This is a genomic window from Blautia sp. DFI.1.216 (assembly GCF_020594215.1).
Classification (GTDB): domain Bacteria; phylum Bacillota; class Clostridia; order Lachnospirales; family Lachnospiraceae; genus Blautia_A; species Blautia_A wexlerae.
This window is the reverse complement of the sequence record NZ_JAJDML010000007.1, coordinates 58,276-80,153: the sequence shown is the minus strand read 5'-3', so window position 1 is coordinate 80,153 and position 21,878 is coordinate 58,276. Positions and strand designations below refer to the sequence as shown.

Here is a 21,878-nt window from a genome sequence, read left to right as displayed (position 1 = left end):
TTTTACCTCTTTTCTGTTTCTTTATCTCAAAAACAATGTACCATTACTAATTGTAGCAGACCTCCTGTATTTTGTAAAAACATTTATTCCAGAAATATATATCTTGCCTGTGCAAAATCCACTTCATCTTCCGGTTCAAGCTGATATTCCTCATCCGGACGAAGTAATCTTCCATTTACAGACGTTCCGTTTCTGGAATTCATATCACTAAGGAAATAGTTTTCTTCTTTTTTTCGTATTTTTGCATGGATACGGCTTACGGTAGGCAGGCTGACCACCGCATCACAGGCAGTTTCCAGCTTTCCGATCACAGTCAGATCTTCATTGAGATAAATGGTCGCCAGTTCTCCCGGTTCTTTGCTCACCAGACTTGCAGGTCCGCTTACTGTTCCGGCAGATAGTACTACTGTTTCACCATAGTCCATATGTATCCGGGATGATTTGGAAGTTTTTTGTCCACAGTCTGACATTTTCTGCCCATTCACCGGCTGACTCTGATTTGTTTGCTGATTTCTCTCCACTGTCTGGGACAGGTTTTCATATAATCTGTCCTCCCATTTCTGCCCTGACACTTTTCCTTCTGCTTCTTTCCATCCTGATCTTTTCCCTGATGTTTTCTTTTCTGTTTTATTCCATGATGGCATATTTCTTATTTTTTCTATGTGTCTCACTGTTTCTCCTGATGCATACGCCTGTTCCGGGAGATGCAAAACTTTTTTTGTCTTTATAATACGCAGGCCCAGCATGATACCCGCTATAGCTATAACAATTACACCAAGTATGGTTTCCATTTCCACATGTGGCAGATATCCCTTCAGGATAGCAGCTGCCAGTCCACAGATCAGAACAGCAGCCGGCACAATAACACCGACCGGGTTCAGTCGGCCGGGTTCTTTTGAATCTTCTCCTTCTCTTACAAATTCATTCCGGTTTTCATTATCTTCCGGGAAAGTCTCTTCTTCTGCAAACTCCATCTCCTGCTCTGTCTTTTTTGCATTTATTTTTTCTTTCTTCTCCCCATTTACATCTGAACTCTGAGTTTTATATAATTCTTCTTTAATATGCTCCAGATGAAAACTGTCTTCCATTGCTCTTTTATATACTCCATATCCAAGGATTACCGCATCCTGATCCTGATGGTCTATTTTCGGCAGAATATATTCTGTCAGAAGTTGAAACTGTTCTTTAATATCCTTCTCATATCCGGGCATCATACAGAAATAAATCTGTCTTTTTTCAATATCTGTATAAATATATTCCGGCAACATTATAAACTGTCCGGGATTGATCAGATATTCCGCCGCATCTTCCATAGCCTTTACAAAACCACCGAAAATAAGCCTGAGATCTTCAACTCCCATCTTCTTTTCTTCATACAGCACATTCACCGCCTGTTTCGAAGTAATATCAAAATAGATAAGAAATCTGCCATCCATCCCCTGTATCCTGCACTTCAGAAGAGAGGGAATCACATTTCCCGCAAGCATCCTTACCTGATAGGAATCTGTATTGATCTCATTCTCACCATAGACAATGAGATAATTATGATTCATATCCCTCTTATATTCTGTCCGCATACTATTCTATTCCCCCATTTCTCTCAGTACCGCCTGCGCCGCCCGCAGTCTGCGGATATGTTTCACCGGATTTATCACTGCGGATTTCCCTTCTGTCCTCAAATGCCAGCTCAGATTGCCATACGACGAGATCGTGTCCAGGTCATAGGTTACCTGCACTTCTTTTCCCACATTTGTCTGGGTACCTAAATTCTCCGCCCCGAAAAAGCCAATACTCCCCAGCTCCTCACTGCGCATCCTTGCAGTATCATATATTTCTCCGTTTTTCTTAATCCCTTCCATGCTCCCGCTTACTGCCGATTCATAAGCTGCCGCTGTCAGCCATGCCCTGTTATGTACAAAAAAGCTCAGATAGATAAGTCCCATCAACACCAGCAGGATCAACGGCATGACACAGGCAGTCTCGATTGTAAAACTTCCCTTACGAATTATACTGTATTCATTTGTTATACAAAAATTATCTTTCATATCAAAAATCCTCCCAGATATCCTGCCAGCAGAAATGGCACAAACGGTATTTCCGTACTTCCCTTTCTGCAAAATCCCATCATCATGATGCCGGACCATACTGCACTGCAGATCATTCCCATAAAAAGTGTTGAAAAAAATTCTTCCGGGTACAGCACTGTCCCCAGTGCCATAAGCAGCCAGCCATCGCCCATTCCCACAGCACCTTCTGTAAGGATGCTGATCAGCACAAAGAGAAAACCTGTCCCCACGCACATAAGAACCTCCGGAACATTTCTTCTGCTATATATTGTCCACACAGTTCCGCAGACTGCAAATATTATGATCAGCAGAAGAGCAACCTGCTTTTTTCTGATATCTATCCATGAATTTATTCCCAGAAATCCAAGTACACATATTTCTTTTACACCATTCATCTCCATATACATCTCTCCGGAAAAATTCAGCCACACCTGCTACATGCTCCCATTTCCGAAACAGAGGAAGCTTTTACCAGTCTTACCGAACGTTTCAGCCCACTGCAGGACTCCAGATTATGGTATCTGTTTCCCTGTTCCGTAACATATACCACTCCTGCCGGATTCTGATTCCTGCTGCAGATTTCACAGGCTGAATAATGCTCCCCGTACTTATTGGATGCAGATTTTGCGGAACTTCCGGGAATTTGTTTTAATGAAACATTCAGATAGCTGCAGCCCGGATTTTTATGGTACACACTGCCCGAGGCAGTTACATAAACCATCGGTTCTGTTTCTCCCTGCTCTCCTTCATTGTCAGGAAATTCGGTTCCTGTCCATGCATGGACTTTTACATGGTTATAAACTCCAACATCCGGAAGAGGTATCAGTCCACCAAAGGGTTTATACGTGTAGATATCCGGCAGCGTAATATCATCAACACTGTCCCCACCCGGAAGATACGCATACATTCCCGCCTGTTTTGCCTTCGTACACAATGCAGTCAGATGTTCCGTCTGCAATTTATATATATCCATAAACGAAATCAGCGTAACCATTCCCAGGAAGAACAGCGGCAGTACAAGTGCTGTTTCTACTGCCAGACTTCCCTTCTTAATCTTTCCCCGAAAAGAGGTGCAGAAAGATACTTTTACAGAAGAAACTTCTCCAATATGTTCTTTTGCATTTGTCCGAAAATATTTCCGACTCTTTTGGGGGAATAAAAGATCGTAAATATTGCTTAGAGAGACTTTTCTCCTTTCATAAATTTTTTTATCTTTTTTTCCGATTTCTTCAATGCTTTGTTTTTCTTTCTGTAAAAGCATCTTTTCACACCTCTTTTCAGCAATTCATTCATAACAATACTGACGTATCACCTGAAATTCCTTTTTCCTGTTTGCTTTTACCTCCGCAAATGCCTCCAGAGCTACAACACAGGAATCCATATAAAAATTTGCCCTGCCTTTCTTTCTTATCGCATCTTCGATCATATCCATAGCTCTCATCACTTTCTTTTCCTTTGAAACAGGCAATATCAGAACCTGAAGGTAATCCTCATAGGACAATCCATGTTCATTGTTTTTCCGCATGGAATCCAGTCCTTCCATCAGACTTGAAAGATTAGACAGCGAAATCTGCCAGTCTGCGGAAGTTTTTACAAGGGGAATCTTCCCTCCTGCAAAAAGTTCTCTCACATCCAGTACGCTCTCCGCAAATGCCCAGCATAAAAGCAATGCAGACTCTATCACTACCGCTGCCGGAGGAACCAGAAATCCCGACGCAATGGCTGCAGCGAGTGCCTGTGCCTCTGTTCTTTTTACATTATCTGCCATCAAACATGCAAAGTTTACGCCTTCTCTGATGAACAAGAGCTTTGATGCCACAGATTTAAGGTTATCTATATCATTGTCTCTTCCTCCAAAAACATATTCCATCTGATATGCAAGACTTTCTTTTGACGGATCTGTGTAATTTCCCAGATGATTCATCAGATACTGCTGAAACAAAACCCCGGAAGTATAACTGCTATCTGCTGTCACTCCGTCCGGCATCTCCATTCCCTGTTGCAGCTGTCTTCCCGAAACCATTGTGTCTTTGCTGACTGTCCGGGTGGAAATTTCCCGTCCGGGTGGCAAAACCAGCTCCAGTATTCCCATTTTCATAATTCTTTTTATAATACTGATGGGATTGTCAGCCTGTGGCTGCGTCGGTGCTGGCTGGGTTGATATTTGTCCTTCCTGTTGCTGCCTGTTTTCAGCTTCCTGTGCTGCCTGCCGGCTTTTCTGAGAAGCCTGATTCATTTCTGAATCATATCTGTCGATGGAGCCTCCTGTCTCCGCCTGTTTCGCTTTCAGATCCGCCTCTTCTGTTTTTCTCTCTCGATCAGACATTTTGTTGAGAAGGAGCTGTACCCCCTGACTTCCAAGAGTTTCCTGCATATACTGCACAATCTGCTGATAAAAAACCTCTCCGCACTCATCTGTCAGAAGCCGGTAACCGGTAAGTCCGCTCTGATGCAGTTCAAGTTTCTGACTGTTCTGCTTTAACACCGGTTTCATATAGGATTCCAGATTATCGCAGATCTTTGCGAGATTAAGCTGCCCGCCTCCCATGGAACCATCCAGCGCAAACAGATCATATTCCTCAAGAAGTTTCCTGTCATACTGTCCAAATACAGAATAAAGTCCGATATCCATACTGTTGAGTATTTGGGTTCTGGCCGATGCCATACATACAGATTCTATACTTGTACATACAAGAGACAAAAGCAGACTGAGTATTAATGCAAGAAATAATGTAATGCTTCCTCTTTCCTTTCCGCAATATTTCATACAGGAAGTACACCTCCTTCTCTTTTCATCTTAAATAGAATTACTCTGTTTGGCGATCTTTGAAAGAATGCTCTGCACCAGTTCGGTCAGCTGCTCTTTGAAAATAATGACAAGCCCGATCAGGACTACAAGAATCAGAATGATCTCCACAACACCTACAGCGTCTTCTTCCTCTGCGAATCTTCGTATCAGTCCGTTTTTCTTTTTTATCTGTCTTATCAATTGTCCCATTTTTTCCCTCCATATCCAAAAGCACCCTTTACGCTGCACAGAATTTACTGCAGCACCTTATCATGTTTCTCCGTAGAAAGACATAAAAGCAGGAATCATGACAATTGCCATAACGACAATAAGCATCATGATCATCGGCACCAAAAGTTTTGTGGCTGCAGCCTCTCCAAGAACACGTGCTTTTCTCTTTCGTTCTTCCCATGCTTCGGTTGATTCTCTTTCAAGCATATCAGCCATCTGTCTGCTGCCCTTCTGGAGATTCTGGATAAGAAGCGTGGCAAATGTTTTATACTTTGCCTGACCACATCTTTCTCCAAATCTTCTGTATGCTTCACTTTCAGAAACTCCGCTTTCCATCTCATAGCAGACAATCCGTATCTCTTCATACGCAGGTCTTGGATTCCGCTTTCTCTTTCTTCCATAATCCAGAGAAATTTTCTGGAATGCCTTTCTTACAGTCATCCCGGCCTGAACCAGAAGTGTAAATTTCATGATCAGTCCCGGATAATCCATAAGAAGTTCTTCATACCGTTTCTGAAGCTGAACCTGTTCTTCTCTCCCTTTCATCACAAGAATTGCCATTGCCGCAATAAGAAACAGTCCTGTCAGAAGCATTCCGGAAGTGTCTGCCGGACTTTCCCATTTTACCTTTTTTCCATTCAGCTTATCCGGAAGATAATAATAATCCGGATCACTGCGCTGCTCGTTATACCGGGATACTGCCTCTGCAATACTTTTTTGTGCCTGTTCTTTTCTGGTCAGCTTCTTATTCTGTTTCGGTTCTTCCTCCTGCTCTTCCAGTTCCTTCTCCGGTACCTGAATGTACATGGAGACCGGTTCTTCTCCGTCAACGGATACCATAAATTCCTTCTCATATGATCCTGTATCCTCCTTTTCCAGACGGTATCCCTGAGGATACACCTGTCCACCGTTTTGCAAAGTAAGGATCATGCCCAGCAGATTTCCGGCTATCGCTACTACCGCAAAAAGTCTGATACCATCCTTCCCTCCGATTCCGGAAGATGGAATCCATCCTTTTTTCCAGCCGGTCAGTGCACACAGGATCATAACAAAAATGACAACATGTACCCACATTTGTACTGTCACACCTCAATATCTACAATCCTTCTGCCAAGCCAGTATGCCGTAGCATAAATGACAAGACAGATACTCATTGCTGCAATTCCAAAGGGATTTCCATAAAGAACACTTAAGAAGCCCGGTGAAGTCATCTGCAAGTACAGGATAATTCCCACAGGCATAAGACTCATGATCATCTGTTCTGACTTCTTTGCTGCCAGTGTAGCCTCTATCTCTTTTTTAACGTCAATCTTATCTCCAAGCATACGAGACACCTTCTGAATTACCCGGTTCATATCACCACCTGTACGCTTGGCTGTATAAAATACAGAGGCAAAATTTTCGATATCTTCTATCTGACTTCTTTCTCCAAGATCCAGAAACAGCTCTTCCAGCGGAACACTGATATGCTGCTGGCTTTCAATATAGCGAAATTCCTCCACAATATCCGTTCCCTTTCCGTAGAGTCTCTCCAAATCTCTGACACAGGTTTTTACCGCGCTTTCCACCGAATATCCGGCCTGAACCGCAACACTCAGCGAAGTAAGTGCATCCTTAAACTGATAATTCAGATTCTTCCGTCTTTCCCTGATCATACGATTTTTCTGCCATTTCAGATAAAACACAGGAACAGGAAGCATAAGAAGCAACACCCATTTACTTTTGTAAAAAAGATAATCTGCCATTATGCACAACGCCAGTGCCTGTCCCATATATTTCAGAAGTTCTTTCATAGAAAAACGATAATGATCATAATTACGTTTCTGATAAAGCTGTTCTTTTTCTTTCCCTTTCATAGTTCAATCCCCGCTCTTTCCAGTTTTTCCACATGAAGGAGGGATGCTGTCTTTACAAGACCTTTCCCTTCCTGCCATTGATACAGCGGCCGGATACGGATTTCTCCATTTTCAAAGCCGCACACCTCAGTTACTTCCAGCAATTTCCTTGATTTATCCCTCATTCTTCCCAGATGTACCAGAATATCCACTCCGGAAGCAATCTGTCTTCTGATTGCTTCCAATGGAAGATCAACGCCCATCAGAACCATTGTTTCCAGTCTGGATAACATATCCCTGGCAGAATTGGCATGGGCAGTAGACAGCGACCCTTCATGCCCTGTATTCAATGCCTGAAGCATATCCATTGCCTCTCCGCCGCGGACTTCTCCCACTATGATTCTGTCCGGACGCATTCGTAATGCAGATTTGATCAGATCTCTGATCGTAACGGAAACTGCTCCTTCCATGTTTGCCATCTTTGCTTCCAGCCGGACCAGATTGTCAATTCCCCTGATGCGAAGTTCTGCATTATCTTCTATTGTGATCAGTCTTTCGTCCCTGGGGATATATTCCGACATTGCTGCAAGAAATGTAGTCTTTCCGCTTCCGGTTCCGCCTCCTATGACCATGGAATATCTGGCCTTCACAAGCTTCTCCAGAAATTCTGCACATTCCTGTGTGATACTTCCCAGTGCGATCAGCTTTTCCATTGTAATGGGGTGTTCAGGAAAACGCCTTATAGTGAGAATCGGACCATTTAATGCAACCGGATAAATTACAGCATTTACCCTGGAACCATTTTCCAGTCTTGCATCCACGATCGGCATGGATTCATTGATCACACGATTACATTTTCCAACAATCTGCTGGATCACATCCTCCAGTTTCTCAGCAGAAGTAAAACTTTTATGCCATTTCATAAGCTTGCCAGCCCGTTCTACAAAAATGGTATCCGGCCCGTTTACCATGATCTCAGTCACTGTCTCATCATCCACCAGTTCCTGAAGCACATCCAGTTTGCGGACAGAATAAAACAGTTCCTGACGAAGCTGTACCTTTTCTTTCAGCGCAAGACGGACATCTTTTATCTGGTTCAGAATCAGCTCATCAATTACATCAAGGATTTCTTTATCCGATAATTCTCTGGACAGATCCAGTTCTTCCATCAGCATCTGCCGCAGCTTTCTAAATACATCTTTGTTCATCCTTTTTCCCTTTACAGCATCTTTCCGGAACTTTTTTAATTTTCTTTTTTCTGGCTTTCTTTCCTCAGAAGGTTCCGCACATAATCTCCCAGTTCACTCCACATCAGCTGTTCAACATACGCAGGTGATAGACAGGTTGCCATATGAAACGGTGGATTTATCTTTTCCGTCTTTTCCAGAATCTGAGGATAATCCCAGATTCGGACCAGATTCTCAAACTGCGCAATCTTACACTGTGAAACAGCATCAGACAATACAGGCATATAAATCTTCTTACACATATCCAGCAGCTGGAAATTTTCATCAATCCCACATCCAATATCCAGCACAATCACTTCATAAGAACTGTCAAGTATAAGCATCTGAAAAAGCCGTTCCCAGTCCTGCCAGGCTGTTGTACGGATATCTGCCGGCATCTGCACAGGTGGAACATAATCCAGATTATTGATCGTCTGTATCATACTGTTCATCTTATAGAGAAGATTCTGGTTATCCTGTCTCACATAATAAAGAAGATCACTCAGATTGTGGGCAAAACCTTTTCCCATCAATTCTTCAAATCCGGAATATTCTTCCATATTCAGATAAAGAACGGCTCGTTCTTTGGCAAGTATCTGTCCAAGTGTCAATGCAAAAGAGGTTTTCAGACAACGTCCCAGAGGTGAAAATATTCCAATAATTTCTGTTGTCTTTTTTAATACAGCAATCTGATCTGCCACTGTCTTTTTTTCGGCGCCATAACATGCCATCACTTCCCGGAGAACATCAGAAGAAGACTGATATTTATACACACTTGGATACTGGTCAAGTTCCGGAGGGTGTACCCCTTCCGACAAAATGATGATCTTCCCGATATCCAGATCCCGGACTTCCCGGCACATAGCCCGCCCGGAGATCAACAGCAACTCTATATGTGTTTGTTTCCCATAGGCGATCAGGTTCTCTACAGATGTAAATGCCTGTATCTCAAAGGGAATATTCTTCTTCCGATTCATATAGTCCATAAAGTTCAACGCATAATCCACTTCCAGATCGCATACTGCAAAAATATTTCTTTTCAATAGATACCTCCTGCATATAACAACACACTTATAAAAACAGGAATCGTAAAATGGAAATTTTCAGGAGCAGCAATACTTTTTCTCCGATAGGAACTAATCTTTCCCGTACTGACTGTACATTTCACATATTCAATAAAATAAAGGATACGTTCACAGAAATTGTGGTTAAAGATCAGAAGTGCGGCCGAAATGCCTGCACCTGTCAGAAAAGAAATAAAGATGCATTTTATGATAGATTCACAGCCCATTATCCCTCCCAGTGCGCAGAATAGTTTAATATCTCCGGCACCTATCATCCCAAAAGCAAAGAGGATCATAAGAAATAACGGAATTACGCTTCCCATTATAAAAAATCCAATTCCCGTAATATTCTTTTGCCATATACAGACAAACAGTCCCACAGACATGGAAAAAATAATCCATCCGTTATCAACTTTTGCTGTACGGATATCCATGATCATGGCAGTCCCGGCAACCGCTACAGGAAAAAGGTGAAAAAATGCATATTGCATCACCTCCAGTCTTATATTTTTCGCAACTGTTTCGATACTGTTCATACAATAGGAAACAGTCAGTCTCTTCTTTGGTATTTTAAAAAAATAAAAGTGGAATTAACCGCCGAACTGACGGGATTGAATCACCAGAAGAACTCTGGTGAGTATTATTATAGGACCGGACAATTGATTTGTCCAGTCCTATTTTTTGTCGAATTTCTAAAATATTTATAAACTTGTTACCTGTCCACACGCTGCTATCCCGAAATATACTATGCGAAGTGTATTACTGAGAACAAATTGAACAGTAACATAAACCCGGCTATAATGCACTTCACAGAAAGAATATCATGCACCTGTCAATTAGAGTTCGATTTCCTGTCTGCATCCTTCCGGTACAATGATAATACCATTTTCTGTATCTTTCACTATGCTTCCACCAGTAACATCGGCTATTTCATGAATATTTCTCAGCAGATAGGTCATACCTCCATTTTCTGCTGAAGCTTCCAGAGTGAGTTTATTTCCCTCTCTTACAGCTTTTACTGTAAAAGCTGTCTCTCCTTTACGCGTCACTACCTCACAGGATGCAGTTTCATTTACTTCATAAACCTGAATCTGTACATCTTTCTCCAGTTCATAATCAACGGTAGTATCTACAGCACCAATCGGAAGCAGAGTATTCTCTCTTACAAATACAGGCAGTGAAGAAAAATCATAATCTTCCTCATACCATCTTCCGCCTTCTTTGACTTCTCCGCTTAAAAGATGAGTCCATTTTCCTGCCGGCAGATAATATTCTGCATGACCTTCTTTGTTGAAGATTGGTGCAACCAGAATACTGTCACCTAACATATACTGCATATCCAGATATTTGGTTGCAGGATCATCGTTAAATTCCATGATCATTGCACGCATGGACGGAATACCTGTCTTGTGTGATTTTACGGCCATAGAATACAGATATGGGAGTAATCTTAATTTCAGCTTTGTAAACTTACGGCATACATCTACAGCTTCTTCATCAAACAACCACGGTACACGATAACTCTTGGAACCATGGAGACGGCTGTGTGTGGAAAGAAGACCAAACTGCAGCCAGCGTTTGTATACATCCGGTGCTGCTGTCATTTCAAATCCGCCCATATCATGACTCCAGAAAGAGAATCCTGATAAAGCAAAGGACAGACCACCTCTTAAGCTCTCAGCCATGGAAGCATAGGTTGCAGAACAGTCACCGCCCCAGTGAACCGGGAACTGCTGTCCGCCTGCTGTAGCACTTCTCGCAAAAAGGATTGCTTCACCTTCACCCTTTACTTCCTTCAGCAGATCAAATACTGCCTTGTTGTAAAGGTATGTATAATAATTATGCATAGAAACCGGATCTGAGCCGTCATAATATTTCACATCGACCGGAATTCTCTCGCCAAAGTCTGTCTTGAAACAGTCAACACCCATATCAAGCAAAGTTTTCAGCTTATTCTGATACCACTTCACTGCATCCGGATTTGTAAAGTCAACCAGACCCATGCCAGGCTGCCAGTTGTCGATTTGCTTGATTCCTCTTCCGTCTGCACGCTGTACCAGGTATCCGTTCTTCAGACCCTCTTTAAAGAAGTTAGTTCCCTGTGCAATATATGGATTGATCCATACACAGATCTTAAGTCCTTTATCCTTATAACGTTTCAGCATTCCCGGTACATCCGGGAAGATTCTGGAATCCCATTCAAAATCACACCAGTGGAACTCTTTCATCCAGAAGCAGTCAAAATGGAATACACTCAATGGAATATCTCTGTCTGCCATTCCCTGGATAAAGGAATTGGTCGTCTCTTCATCATAGTTTGTTGTAAAGGATGTGGAAAGCCATAATCCAAAGGACCATGCAGGCGGCAATGCCGGTTTTCCTGTAAGATCTGTGTAGTTCTCAATTACACCCTTAATGTCATCTCCGTAAATAATATGATATCTGATCTCTTCACCTTTCACAGAGAATCCCACATTCTCAACCTTTTCACTTGCAACTTCGAAGGAAACATGATCACTGTGGTCTACGAATACGCCATAATGTTTGCTTGTTACATAGAATGGAATATTTTTATAAGAAATCTGAGAAGCTGTACCGCCATCTTCATTCCAGATATCAACAACCTGACCGTTCTTTACAAACGCTGTAAATCTCTCACCCAGACCATATACACATTCTCCAGGTGCAAGAGAAAGCTCTGTCACCATATATGGCTGATACTGTGCTGCCATATAGTTCGGTTCCGGGAATTTTGTCAGCGTAGCTCTGTCATATTGCATATAGCCAAGATTGCGGAATCCGATGTTTGTGAGAACTTTTCCGTCTGCTTCATATGTAATCTTAAAGTCTTTCAAGTCCACTCTTACTGTCATTCTTCCGGCTTTCATCACAGCTTCATCTTCTGTAATCTCAACCTCTGTTTCCTGTGGATCCTCATTCAGCTCATACCTTGGCTCACCTTTTACATAACCTTCATAATGATAACTTCTTACACTTATGATATCTTTACGTACAGAAATAAATTCTGTAGTGATAGTTCCAACATCCAGAGCACCGCCTCTGTCTGTGATCTGGCGGAATGGAGAAACAATTCTCATTCCTCCCGGAATTGCTTCCGCAGTAAAAGCCTGCATCGCATAGGATGCGTTTGCGCGTTCATTTTTCTCCCAGTAACCTTCTGTGAACTTCATTCCTGATCCTCCTTGCTTTTAATCTTATGATTTGCTTATTTTCCGAAATTGAAACTCTTTCAGTACCTTGCGGGATAACGGACTGCTGAATAGTTATCTGATACCAGTATACATCATGATTTTTTTTCTTACCAGCAATATAACCCAAATTTTATCTGTGCAAAAAACAAAATCTGTATATTGCATAAAAACAAAAGATTGTGGTAATATTCTTCAAAATATACACGTTCTACAAGTATATCTATTTTGGCACCAGGAGGTAAGAAAATATGTGCACAGCAGCAACTTATAAAACAAAAGATTTCTATTTCGGCAGAACCCTTGATTATGAATTTTCCTACGGTGATGAAATCACCATCACACCACGAAACTACCCATTCCATTTCCGTCATTCTGATAAAGCCCCTGACTCTCACTATGCCATCATCGGAATGGCTCATGTGGCCGGAGACTATCCACTCTACTATGATGCCATTAATGAAAAAGGTCTCGGCATGGCAGGTCTGAATTTCGTAGGAAATGCAGTCTATGCAGAACCAGTATCGGACAAAGAAAACGTAGCCCAGTTCGAATTCATCCCATGGATTCTCAGCCAGTGTGCCACCTTAAAAGAAGCCCGCCAGAGACTCTCAACTATGAATCTCACCAACACACAGTTCAGTGAGAACTTCCCATGTGCTCAGCTCCACTGGATCCTCGCAGATGCTTCCGGCTGCCTCGTTATCGAATCCATGCAGGACGGCCTCCATATCTACGAAAATCCTGTAGGGGTACTAACCAATAACCCACCCTTCCCACAGCAGATGTTCCAGCTTAACAACTACCAGTCTCTCTCCCCTCGCCAACCAGAAAACACCTTCGCTCCAGGATTAGAACTCCAATCCTACAGCCGCGGTATGGGCGCCCTCGGCCTCCCGGGAGACCTTTCCTCCGCCTCCCGCTTTGCCAAAGTTGCCTTCACAAAAATGAACTCCAGATCCGGCGACTCCGAACTCGAAAGCGTCAGCCAGTTCTTCCACATCCTCGGCTCCGTAGATCAACAGCGTGGCTGCTGCGAAGTAGCAAAAGGCAAATATGAGATCACTCTCTACACTTCCTGCTGCAACACAACAAAGGGAATTTATTATTATACCACCTATGAAAATCATCAGATCAATGCTGTCGATATGCATCGTGAAAATCTGGATACAACAGTCCTAATCCGATATCCTGTACTCGCAAAACAGAATATCTGTTTCCAGAATTAATGTGAAGCACTCTATACCTGTGGCAATTTCGACAAATATTCTTTAATTATAGCCATTGCCATTTTTCAGTTCTGTACGGTATAATAAAGACAAATTATTGGTTTCAAAAAGAGGTAATAACAATGGTACATTTTTTTGATATTACAAAGTTCAACTTATATAAAGAAGATAACCGGCGCGAAGTAAAAAAAGCAAATGGCGGCCTTCCTTCTTCTTTATGGGAGACTTACTCTGCTTTTGCAAATTGTTATGGCGGCGTAATTATTCTGGGAGTTGCCGAAAACAAAGATGGAACCTGGAGAACTACAGGTTTAAAAAGTACAGACAGGGACAAGCTGTTAAAACATTTCTGGGATACAATCAATAATCGAAAAAAGGTCAACGTAAATCTTCTATCTGATCAGGATGTAGAGATATATGAGAAGGATGAAGATACTATCATCGTGATTTATGTTCCTATGGCAAACAGAGAACAAAAACCTGTGTATATTAATGATGATATATTTGGCGGAACATTTCGAAGAAATCACGAAGGAGACTATCATTGTACCAAACTTCAGGTGAAAGCCATGCTCCGCGACCAGACAGACAACACTATGGATATGGATGTACTGGATGATGTTCCAATAAGCGACCTAAATTATGAAACCATTCAGGGATATCGCAACAGACATCGAGCCCTTAAACCTGCACATCCATTTGGCCGTTTAAATGATTCTGAATATTTACGCAGCATAGGAGCTGCTGCCATTTCCAATATTGATAAATGCCTTCATCCAACAGCTGCAGGAATGCTAATGTTTGGAGATGAATATAACATTGTACGACATTTCCCTGAATATTTTTTAGATTATCGTGAAATTCTGGATCCAACTATACGCTGGACCGATCGCTTACAGTCAAGTTCCGGTGAATGGTCCGGTAATATATGTGATTTTTACTTCCGAGTATATAATAAACTTGTTAAAGATATCAAGGTACCTTTTAAAACAATCGATGGAAACCGTATTGATGATACTCCCGTACATGAAGCATTGAGGGAAGCCCTCGCAAACTGTTTGATAAATGCAGACTTTTATGGTGTTCGAGGCATTGTAGTCCGAAAAGAAGCTGACAGAATAGTATTTGAAAATCCAGGATATTCCAGAACAGGAAAACAACAAATGAAAAAAGGGGGAATTTCTGATCCTCGCAACAAAGTACTCATGAAAATGTTTAATCTGATCAATATCGGCGAGCGTGCCGGCAGCGGAGTACCCAACATTTTTAACACATGGGAGGATCAAGGCTGGGTTGAACCAGTTATAGAAGAACAATTTGATCCAGATAGAACTCTTCTGATTCTTAGCTTCGATAAAAAACAAGCGATAAAAACAAGCGATAAAAAACAAGCGATAAAAACAAGCGATAAAAAACAAGCGAATAAATCCTGTCATAAAAAACAAAACCAAAAAACTTTGGAAAATATAGAAAAAATCAGAGAGTATTTATCTAAAAACAATATCTCAAAAACCAGTGATATTGCTGAATATATTGGATTAAGTCTTCCGCGAACCCGGGCTATTTTAAAAGAAATACCTGATGTATCTCCAATTGGAAATAATTCAAACAGAAAATGGACTCTGCAAAAATAATTTTCACCAGCCAAGAAATAAGTCAGAACATGGTACAAAGCAATAAAAGCATCTACGGAAAGCCTTCATCAGACCATCCAAAGATGCTTTTTATTGATATATTTTGTTTCTTTAAATTTCTTTATGACTCGTAACCCTAAGTCGTGCCATAGCTCTGGACAGAGCCAACTGATTCATATGATACTCCTGAATACTCTGCTTCTGTCTCATCTGCTCTTCTGCTCTCTCCTTCGCTTCCTGTGCCCTGCGGATATCAATCTCCTCAGGACTCTCTGCCGTCAGACAGAACAGCTTCACACGGTTATTGATCATCTCCACAAACCCACTGCTCACAGCCAGAACATGCTTTGTGCCATCAGCTTCCTCGAAACGCATTTCTCCCGGAATGATAGCAGCAACAATATTCTCATGCTGTGCCAGAAAGGCCTGCTCACCGTCAACAGCCGGGATTGTCAGGGTTTTGGCACGTCCTGCAAACGCCAGCTTATTACTGGCATAAATCTCAAGACCAAATGTATCTGCCATAAAATCCGCTCCTTATTCCTGACCCATCTCAGTCTTTGCTTTCTCGATGACATCCTCAATTGTACCAACATTGAAGAAAGCATTTTCCGGATACTGATCCATCTCACCATCAACGATTGCCTTGAATCCACGGATGGTTTCTTTCAGAGGAACATATTTACCCTTGATACCTGTGAAGTTCTCAGCTACATGGAACGGCTGAGAAAGGAACTTCTGGATCTTTCTTGCACGGAATACAGTGCTCTTATCCTCTTCAGAAAGCTCTTCCATACCAAGAATAGCAATGATGTCCTGAAGTTCTTTATATTTCTGAAGGATTTCCTGTACTTTACGTGCTACTTCATAATGTTCTTCACCTACAACATCCGGCTCCAGGATACGGGAAGTAGATTCCAACGGGTCAACGGCCGGATAAATACCCTGCTCTACGATCTTTCTGGAAAGAACGGTTGTTGCATCCAGATGAGCAAATGTAGTTGCAGGAGCCGGGTCAGTCAGGTCATCGGCAGGTACATAGACAGCCTGTACAGATGTTACAGAACCATCCTTAGTAGAAGCGATACGTTCCTGAAGTTCACCCATCTCAGTAGCCAGTGTTGGCTGATAACCTACGGCTGAAGGCATACGTCCAAGAAGGGCGGAAACCTCGGAACCAGCCTGTACAAAACGGAAAATATTATCAATGAAAAGAAGCACATCTCTGTGTTCCTCATCTCTGAAGTACTCAGCCATTGTCAGTCCGGTTTCAGCAACACGCATACGGGATCCCGGTGGCTCGTTCATCTGTCCGAACACTAAGGCTGTTTTTTCAAGAACACCGGACTCTTTCATTTCTGACCATAAGTCGTTACCTTCACGGGAACGCTCTCCAACACCTGTGAAAATGGAATATCCGCCATGCTCTGTGGCAATGTTCTGGATCAGCTCCTGAATCAGGACTGTCTTACCAACACCGGCACCACCGAACAGACCGATCTTACCACCTTTTGCATATGGTGCAAGAAGGTCGATAACCTTAATACCTGTTTCCAGGATTTCTACAGCCGGTTTCTGATGTTCGAAATCCGGCGGATCTCTGTGGATGACCCATTTCTGTTCTCCCTCAAGGGAAGGACCGTCATCTACTGTATCACCAAGTACGTTAAATAAACGTCCCAGTGTCTTATCACCTACAGGAACCTTAATGCCGCTTCCTGTGGCGATGACTTCTCTGTCACGCTGTAAGCCTTCGCTTGCGCTCAGCATAATGCAGCGTACCATATTGTTTCCCAGATGATGGGAAACTTCCATTACACATCTTTTACCGTTGTTCTCTACCTCAAGGGCATCCTTGATCTCAGGAAGATTTCCATCTTCAAAAACAACGTCTACAACAGGTCCCATAACCTGTACAATTTTACCTTTGTTCATCGTCGTCACTTCCTTTTTTGTGCTTTTGCACCGCTGACAATCTCAGTGATTTCCTGTGTGATGGCAGCCTGACGCGCACGGTTATACTCAATGGATAACTCCCTGAGCATCTTCTTTGCACTGTCCGTAGAGGACTGCATTGCCATCATTCTGGCATTATTTTCACTGGCATAGGCTTCTACAAGACATCCATAGATCAGACCAGTCAGGTAATTTGGGATCATGGTATTCAGAAGTACATCGGCTGATGGTGACAGCACGATTTCCTCCTGTGGCATGTCCGCAAGCATTGCCTGATTTGGCAGGAACTCTGCTTTCTTCAATGGAAGAAGCTGCATATTCACCGGCTCCATGGCAACTGCACTCTGCATCTCCGTATAGAAAATACGGACTTCGTCCAGTTCTCTGTCCAAGAACGCTCTGACAATCTCCTCTGAGATCAGACGCGCTCTGTGCATGGTCGGTTTCTGTACTGTATATGGAAAGTTCTCTGCGATATCCATATGTTTCTTCGTGAAATACTGACGGCCTACCATACCCAGCACATAAAGCTTGCAGTGCTCATGCTCTGCCATAAACTGTTCTGTCATTTTCTGGATATTATGGTTATAGGCACCTGCCATACCCTTATCACCGGTAACTACGATACAGCCGATCTTACGGTCTTCCTCCGCAATCTTATGACGGATACTGAAAAAAGGATGCTCTGTATCCGGCATATGACGCAGGATTCGGGAAATTGCTGCCTGCATATTATAGTAATACGGCTCTGTATCGGACAGGATTCTTTTGGCCTTCTGCATCTTGGATGAAGAGATCATATACATGGCATTGGTGATCTTCATGGTGTCCTGAATGCTTTTCATTCGAGTCTGAATCTCTTTCGTACTGCCCATATCAACACCTACCTGCTCTTATCTGCAAATTCTTCTGCCACTTTCACGATCTTTTCTGCCAGTTCATCCGGAAGCTGTCTCTTCTCCTCGATCTCTCTTCCGATTTCCGGATAAGCACTGTCAAAGTAGTCCAGCATATCTCTCTGATACTTCTTCATCTTCTTGGTTTCCACGTGCATCATTGCCTTGTGTGTTGCCGCACAAAGAGTGATGACCTGCTCATGAAGACTTAACGGGCTTGAAAGCGGCTGTTTCAGAAGTTCCATAAGTCCACTTCCGTATTTCAACTGCTGAGTTGTAGCCTCGTCCAGATCAGAACTGAACTGTGTAAAGATTTCCATCTCACGATACTGAGCCAGATCGATACGGACACTTCCTGCTGCTTTCTTCATGGCTTTTGCCTGTGCAGCACCACCAACTCGGGATACGGAAAGACCTACGTTAACCGCCGGACGCATACCGGAGTTAAACAGGTCACTCTCCAGGAAAATCTGACCATCTGTGATGGAAATAACGTTTGTAGGAATATATGCGGAAAGGTCACCTGCCTGTGTCTCAATGATAGGAAGTGCAGTGATAGAACCACCGCCGGCCTTTTCATTCAGACGGCTGGAACGCTCCAGTAATCTGGAATGGAGATAGAATACATCTCCAGGATAAGCCTCACGTCCCGGTGAACGTTCCAGAAGCAATGACAGTGCACGATATGCAACTGCATGCTTGGATAAATCATCATAAACCATTAATACATCTTTTCCCTTATACATGAAGTACTCAGCAAGTGCAGTACCTGCATAAGGAACAATATACTGAAGCGGTGCACAGTCACTGGCTGTAGAGGAGAATACTGTTGTATAGTCCATAGCACCGTGTTTCTCCAGAGTAGATACAATCTTAGCTACTGTAGAAGCTTTCTGTCCGATTGCAACATAGATACAGATTACATCTTTGCCTTTCTGGTTCAGAATGGTATCCAGTGCAACAGAAGTCTTACCTGTCTGTCTGTCACCGATGATCAGCTCACGCTGGCCACGGCCGATCGGGAACATGGAGTCAATGGAAAGAATACCTGTTTCCAGAGGAACTGTTACAGATTTTCTGTCAATAATTCCAGGTGCCGGATTCTCCACCGGACGATACCCGTCTGCCTTGATCTCACCTTTACCATCGATCGGCGCTCCCAGAGCGTTTACGATCCTTCCGATAAAAGCGTCACCTACAGGCACACCTGCCTGCTTCTGGGTTCTTGCTACCTTTGTTCCTTCTTTGATTCCTGTATCTTTACCGAACAGGATACATCCGATGCTGTTTGCACGGATATCCTGAACCATACCTTTCAGACCATTCTCAAAGGTTACAACCTCGCCATACATAGCATGATCAATACCATGTACCGTGGCGATACCATCTCCGACGGAGATGACTGTTCCTACTTCCTGGTCCTTGCTGATTTCGTCATAATTCTTAATTTCTTCTTTCAGAATCGAAATGATTTCATCTGGATTCATTGCAGCCAACTTTTATTCACCTCCGTGTCAATTTCTGTCTTAAATTGTTATAACGTCCGCGGAGACTCCAGTCGAACTCTTTGTCTCCGGCAGAAAGAATGAAGCCTCCGATCAAAGATTTGTCTTCTCTGAGAGTAAGGATTACTTCCTTTGCTCCAAATTCCCTGCGAAGGAAATCTTCCATCTTCTCTTTCTGGGCTTCTTCCGGTTTTGTTACATATGTGAGAACAGCTTTCAGAATTCCTTTCTGCTTGCGGCTGTAATTGCCATATGCTTCCAGGATATCATAAATGCTGCTGATTTTCTGATATTTACAGGTCACCTTCAGGAAATTTTTCATCTCCTGTGGGAAGACTCTGTCAATTACATGTTCTTTTTCTTTTAAAGAAACCAGTGGATTCTCAAGGGCACCTTTTAACTGCGGGGTACCCCTGAAAATCTTTTCTGTCTCCAAAACAGCTTCTTCCGGGACAGAAAGCTCATATAATGCTTTTGCATAATTAATGCTTGTTTCCGTCATTGGAATCACCTGCCTCTTTTATAAACTGGTCATAAAGGGACAAATCCTGCTGACTGCTGTTTTTCTCTCCCATGATCTTTGAGGCTGCATCCAGCGCGATCTCTGCCACTCTGCTTTCCATAGCCTTCATAGCATTTTCCTGCTCTGTCCTGATATCTGCCTTTGCTTTGTCAAGCATTGCACCAGCCTGTGTGTTTGCATCTTTTACAATACGCTCAGCCTGTACTTTTGCCTCATCCTTTGCCTGGTTTACAATACGCATGGATTCGTCTTTCGCAGATTTCAGTGCATCTTCATATTTGCCTTTCAGTTCATATGCCTGTTCTTCTGTATCTTTGGCACTTGCGAACTGCTGGTCGATCATGTTTTTTCTCTGCTCCATCACATTGAGGATCGGACCAAATAAGAACTTTTTCATTAAAAGATAAAGAACAATCAGGTTAATAATTGTAAAGACCAGGTTGATGTTAATCTCGATCACCTGTCCCACCTGCCTTTCTTAGTTATTCTTTATCCATCAATTAGCCAAGCATGATAACGATCAGAAGACCGATAACGAAACCGTAAATAGCTGTTGCCTCGGCAAGGGCACATCCTAAAAGAAGGGATTTGCTGATCTTGCTTTCTGCTTCCGGCTGTCTTGCGATTGCTTCTACTGCTTTGGATGTTGCCATACCAATACCGATACCAGCGCCAATACCTGTTAAAACTGCGATTCCTGCTCCAATAGCTACTAACATAACTTTTTCCTCCTGTTGTTTAACTGAAATAAACTAAATATTACAAATCTTTCTTCACAATATGCTATCCTGTCGATATTCCGATGAGATCATTGATGCCTGTGCAACAGATGTCTGTACCAACGGTTGTTTATGACCGTTATGACCCACCGGATATCCGGACAGCATTTAAGTGCTGTTCATAACTGCTGTCTTATCCATTATGTCCCGCGTCTCAGGTCTTATATAGGTGTCATATTCCTGTATGAACAGTAGTCTTTTTTATTCAATAGCTTCTTTGATAAATAAAGAAGTTAAGAATACAAATACATAAGCCTGAATGAATCCGTCAAAGAAATCAAAATACAGGCTGAATGGGATAGGAATAATTGCCGGGCATATAAACTCAAGAAGTTTCATAACCACATAGCTTCCTAACACATTACCAAAAAGTCGCATACAAAGTGATGTGGGTCGAATGGCGACCTCCAGAATATTGATTGGCAGCATAATCGGTGCCGGCTCTGCGAAGCTTTTAAGAAAGCCTTTCAGACCTTTCTTATGGAATCCTGCATACTCGATCAGAAAAATACTTGTGAGTGCAAGACCGATCGTACAGTTCAAATCCTTTGTAGGCGGTACAAATCCAAACACACCGAAAATGTTTGCAATTCCAATGTAAATGACAACTGTCATCAGATAGGGAATATACATTTTTCCCTCTTCTCCAAGGATATCCTTAAAGAAATCATGAAGAAAACTGACACCGGTTTCCAACAAAATCTGTTTCTTACCGGGGTTTTCCACACTCAGGTTTCTTACGAGCACCAATGACAAAATTAAAAGCACTGCCATGATCACCCATGTCACTGCTACTGACTCTGCAACTGGTATTCCTCCAAACACCGGTATGGTAAAAACTGTCTTACATTGAAGTTCTTCCATTAACGTGTCTGCTAAATTACCCGTTTCTTTTCCCTCCTTTTTCTATTTAAATCTCCGGAAGATATTCTGGCTT

The 21,878-nt window shown here is 42.5% G+C and carries 22 protein-coding genes; 2 read left to right on the top strand and 20 right to left on the bottom strand.

All coding sequences use genetic code 11. The annotated features are described in order from the left end of the window. Positions 1-83 precede the first annotated feature (83 nt). The 12 genes from LJE11_RS04540 to yicI form a co-directional block, all read right to left on the bottom strand. Complete coding sequence (locus tag LJE11_RS04540; protein WP_165858219.1) at positions 84-1,553, bottom strand: DUF6382 domain-containing protein; 1,470 nt, start codon at positions 1,551-1,553, stop codon at positions 84-86. Positions 1,554-1,583: 30 nt separating this feature from the next. Then, a complete protein-coding gene (locus LJE11_RS04535; protein WP_025578565.1) occupies positions 1,584-2,045 on the bottom strand; it encodes a TadE family protein in 462 nt (153 codons plus the stop codon). Further along, positions 2,042-2,467, bottom strand: a complete 426-nt coding sequence (locus LJE11_RS04530; protein WP_227194569.1) for a prepilin peptidase — start codon at positions 2,465-2,467, stop codon at positions 2,042-2,044. Before LJE11_RS04530 ends, LJE11_RS04535 begins: the two co-directional genes overlap by 4 nt. A 20-nt stretch (positions 2,468-2,487) precedes the next feature. After that, positions 2,488-3,327: a TadE family protein gene (locus tag LJE11_RS04525; protein ID WP_118593404.1), complete on the bottom strand. Its 840-nt coding sequence runs from the start codon at positions 3,325-3,327 to the stop codon at positions 2,488-2,490. A gap of 24 nt (positions 3,328-3,351) precedes the next feature. Next, complete coding sequence (locus LJE11_RS04520; RefSeq protein WP_055199837.1) at positions 3,352-4,833, bottom strand: DUF5702 domain-containing protein; 1,482 nt, start codon at positions 4,831-4,833, stop codon at positions 3,352-3,354. Between the two features lie 30 nt (positions 4,834-4,863). Further along, positions 4,864-5,064: a Flp1 family type IVb pilin gene (locus tag LJE11_RS04515; RefSeq protein ID WP_020993262.1), complete on the bottom strand. Its 201-nt coding sequence runs from the start codon at positions 5,062-5,064 to the stop codon at positions 4,864-4,866. Between the two features lie 60 nt (positions 5,065-5,124). Next, positions 5,125-6,159 (bottom strand): type II secretion system F family protein, encoded by a 1,035-nt coding sequence (locus LJE11_RS04510; protein ID WP_020993263.1) that lies wholly within the window; start codon positions 6,157-6,159, stop codon positions 5,125-5,127. Positions 6,160-6,167: 8 nt separating this feature from the next. Further along, on the bottom strand, positions 6,168-6,941 hold the full coding sequence (locus tag LJE11_RS04505; protein WP_227295597.1) for a type II secretion system F family protein: 774 nt from the start codon (positions 6,939-6,941) through the stop codon (positions 6,168-6,170). Continuing rightward, positions 6,938-8,128, bottom strand: coding sequence for a CpaF family protein (locus LJE11_RS04500; protein WP_008706987.1), 1,191 nt, complete (start codon positions 8,126-8,128; stop codon positions 6,938-6,940). The genes LJE11_RS04505 and LJE11_RS04500 overlap by 4 nt, the downstream gene beginning before the upstream one ends. A 35-nt stretch (positions 8,129-8,163) precedes the next feature. Then, positions 8,164-9,189: a hypothetical protein gene (locus LJE11_RS04495; protein WP_022380463.1), complete on the bottom strand. Its 1,026-nt coding sequence runs from the start codon at positions 9,187-9,189 to the stop codon at positions 8,164-8,166. Next, complete coding sequence (locus LJE11_RS04490; RefSeq protein WP_118610258.1) at positions 9,186-9,701, bottom strand: prepilin peptidase; 516 nt, start codon at positions 9,699-9,701, stop codon at positions 9,186-9,188. Before LJE11_RS04490 ends, LJE11_RS04495 begins: the two co-directional genes overlap by 4 nt. A gap of 345 nt (positions 9,702-10,046) precedes the next feature. Further along, positions 10,047-12,401: an alpha-xylosidase gene (yicI, locus tag LJE11_RS04485; RefSeq protein WP_195480827.1), complete on the bottom strand. Its 2,355-nt coding sequence runs from the start codon at positions 12,399-12,401 to the stop codon at positions 10,047-10,049. A 269-nt stretch (positions 12,402-12,670) separates the two neighbouring features. Between yicI and bsh the strand changes: the two genes are divergently transcribed. Continuing rightward, positions 12,671-13,648 carry a choloylglycine hydrolase gene (gene bsh, locus LJE11_RS04480; protein WP_008706993.1) on the top strand — a complete coding sequence of 326 codons (978 nt, stop codon included), beginning with the start codon at positions 12,671-12,673 and terminating at the stop codon, positions 13,646-13,648. A 122-nt stretch (positions 13,649-13,770) separates the two neighbouring features. Then, complete coding sequence (locus LJE11_RS04475) at positions 13,771-15,282, top strand: ATP-binding protein (protein WP_008706995.1); 1,512 nt, start codon at positions 13,771-13,773, stop codon at positions 15,280-15,282. A 111-nt stretch (positions 15,283-15,393) separates the two neighbouring features. Here the strand turns inward: LJE11_RS04475 and atpC are convergent, their stop codons facing one another. The 8 genes from atpC to LJE11_RS04435 form a co-directional block, all read right to left on the bottom strand. Beyond that, positions 15,394-15,807, bottom strand: coding sequence for an ATP synthase F1 subunit epsilon (atpC, locus tag LJE11_RS04470; RefSeq protein WP_008706997.1), 414 nt, complete (start codon positions 15,805-15,807; stop codon positions 15,394-15,396). 12 nt (positions 15,808-15,819) lie between these two features. Then, positions 15,820-17,217: a F0F1 ATP synthase subunit beta gene (atpD, locus tag LJE11_RS04465; RefSeq protein WP_008706999.1), complete on the bottom strand. Its 1,398-nt coding sequence runs from the start codon at positions 17,215-17,217 to the stop codon at positions 15,820-15,822. Between the two features lie 5 nt (positions 17,218-17,222). Then, positions 17,223-18,113 (bottom strand): ATP synthase F1 subunit gamma, encoded by an 891-nt coding sequence (gene atpG, locus LJE11_RS04460; protein ID WP_008707001.1) that lies wholly within the window; start codon positions 18,111-18,113, stop codon positions 17,223-17,225. An 8-nt stretch (positions 18,114-18,121) separates the two neighbouring features. Continuing rightward, on the bottom strand, positions 18,122-19,621 hold the full coding sequence (gene atpA, locus LJE11_RS04455) for a F0F1 ATP synthase subunit alpha (RefSeq protein ID WP_055057703.1): 1,500 nt from the start codon (positions 19,619-19,621) through the stop codon (positions 18,122-18,124). 16 nt (positions 19,622-19,637) lie between these two features. After that, positions 19,638-20,141, bottom strand: a complete 504-nt coding sequence (atpH, locus tag LJE11_RS04450) for an ATP synthase F1 subunit delta (protein ID WP_008707004.1) — start codon at positions 20,139-20,141, stop codon at positions 19,638-19,640. Then, positions 20,122-20,622: a F0F1 ATP synthase subunit B gene (gene atpF / locus LJE11_RS04445; protein WP_020993266.1), complete on the bottom strand. Its 501-nt coding sequence runs from the start codon at positions 20,620-20,622 to the stop codon at positions 20,122-20,124. The genes atpH and atpF overlap by 20 nt, the downstream gene beginning before the upstream one ends. 40 nt (positions 20,623-20,662) lie before the next feature. Further along, positions 20,663-20,881: an ATP synthase F0 subunit C gene (gene atpE, locus LJE11_RS04440; protein ID WP_008707007.1), complete on the bottom strand. Its 219-nt coding sequence runs from the start codon at positions 20,879-20,881 to the stop codon at positions 20,663-20,665. 261 nt (positions 20,882-21,142) lie between these two features. Next, the gene (locus LJE11_RS04435) at positions 21,143-21,805 is read right to left on the bottom strand and encodes a F0F1 ATP synthase subunit A (RefSeq protein WP_055199842.1); all 663 of its coding nucleotides are present in this window, start codon (positions 21,803-21,805) and stop codon (positions 21,143-21,145) included. Positions 21,806-21,878 lie beyond the last annotated feature (73 nt).

What these genes read in the sequence shown, in the direction of transcription:
- atpG (WP_008707001.1), bottom strand. Translation starts at nt 18,113, where the DNA reads ATGGGCAGTACGAAAGAGATTCAGACTCGAATGAAAAGCATTCAGGAC.
- LJE11_RS04535 (WP_025578565.1), bottom strand. Translation starts at nt 2,045, where the DNA reads ATGAAAGATAATTTTTGTATAACAAATGAATACAGTATAATTCGTAAG.
- atpH (WP_008707004.1), bottom strand. Translation starts at nt 20,141, where the DNA reads ATGACGGAAACAAGCATTAATTATGCAAAAGCATTATATGAGCTTTCT.
- LJE11_RS04435 (WP_055199842.1), bottom strand. Translation starts at nt 21,805, where the DNA reads ATGGAAGAACTTCAATGTAAGACAGTTTTTACCATACCGGTGTTTGGA.
- atpD (WP_008706999.1), bottom strand. Translation starts at nt 17,217, where the DNA reads ATGAACAAAGGTAAAATTGTACAGGTTATGGGACCTGTTGTAGACGTT.
- atpA (WP_055057703.1), bottom strand. Translation starts at nt 19,621, where the DNA reads ATGAATCCAGATGAAATCATTTCGATTCTGAAAGAAGAAATTAAGAAT.
- LJE11_RS04490 (WP_118610258.1), bottom strand. Translation starts at nt 9,701, where the DNA reads ATGCAATATGCATTTTTTCACCTTTTTCCTGTAGCGGTTGCCGGGACT.
- LJE11_RS04540 (WP_165858219.1), bottom strand. Translation starts at nt 1,553, where the DNA reads ATGAATCATAATTATCTCATTGTCTATGGTGAGAATGAGATCAATACA.
- LJE11_RS04520 (WP_055199837.1), bottom strand. Translation starts at nt 4,833, where the DNA reads ATGAAATATTGCGGAAAGGAAAGAGGAAGCATTACATTATTTCTTGCA.
- LJE11_RS04515 (WP_020993262.1), bottom strand. Translation starts at nt 5,064, where the DNA reads ATGGGACAATTGATAAGACAGATAAAAAAGAAAAACGGACTGATACGA.
- LJE11_RS04475 (WP_008706995.1), top strand. Translation starts at nt 13,771, where the DNA reads ATGGTACATTTTTTTGATATTACAAAGTTCAACTTATATAAAGAAGAT.
- LJE11_RS04500 (WP_008706987.1), bottom strand. Translation starts at nt 8,128, where the DNA reads ATGAACAAAGATGTATTTAGAAAGCTGCGGCAGATGCTGATGGAAGAA.
- LJE11_RS04525 (WP_118593404.1), bottom strand. Translation starts at nt 3,327, where the DNA reads ATGCTTTTACAGAAAGAAAAACAAAGCATTGAAGAAATCGGAAAAAAA.
- atpC (WP_008706997.1), bottom strand. Translation starts at nt 15,807, where the DNA reads ATGGCAGATACATTTGGTCTTGAGATTTATGCCAGTAATAAGCTGGCG.
- LJE11_RS04510 (WP_020993263.1), bottom strand. Translation starts at nt 6,159, where the DNA reads ATGTGGGTACATGTTGTCATTTTTGTTATGATCCTGTGTGCACTGACC.
- LJE11_RS04505 (WP_227295597.1), bottom strand. Translation starts at nt 6,941, where the DNA reads ATGAAAGGGAAAGAAAAAGAACAGCTTTATCAGAAACGTAATTATGAT.
- atpE (WP_008707007.1), bottom strand. Translation starts at nt 20,881, where the DNA reads ATGTTAGTAGCTATTGGAGCAGGAATCGCAGTTTTAACAGGTATTGGC.
- LJE11_RS04530 (WP_227194569.1), bottom strand. Translation starts at nt 2,467, where the DNA reads ATGGAGATGAATGGTGTAAAAGAAATATGTGTACTTGGATTTCTGGGA.
- bsh (WP_008706993.1), top strand. Translation starts at nt 12,671, where the DNA reads ATGTGCACAGCAGCAACTTATAAAACAAAAGATTTCTATTTCGGCAGA.
- yicI (WP_195480827.1), bottom strand. Translation starts at nt 12,401, where the DNA reads ATGAAGTTCACAGAAGGTTACTGGGAGAAAAATGAACGCGCAAACGCA.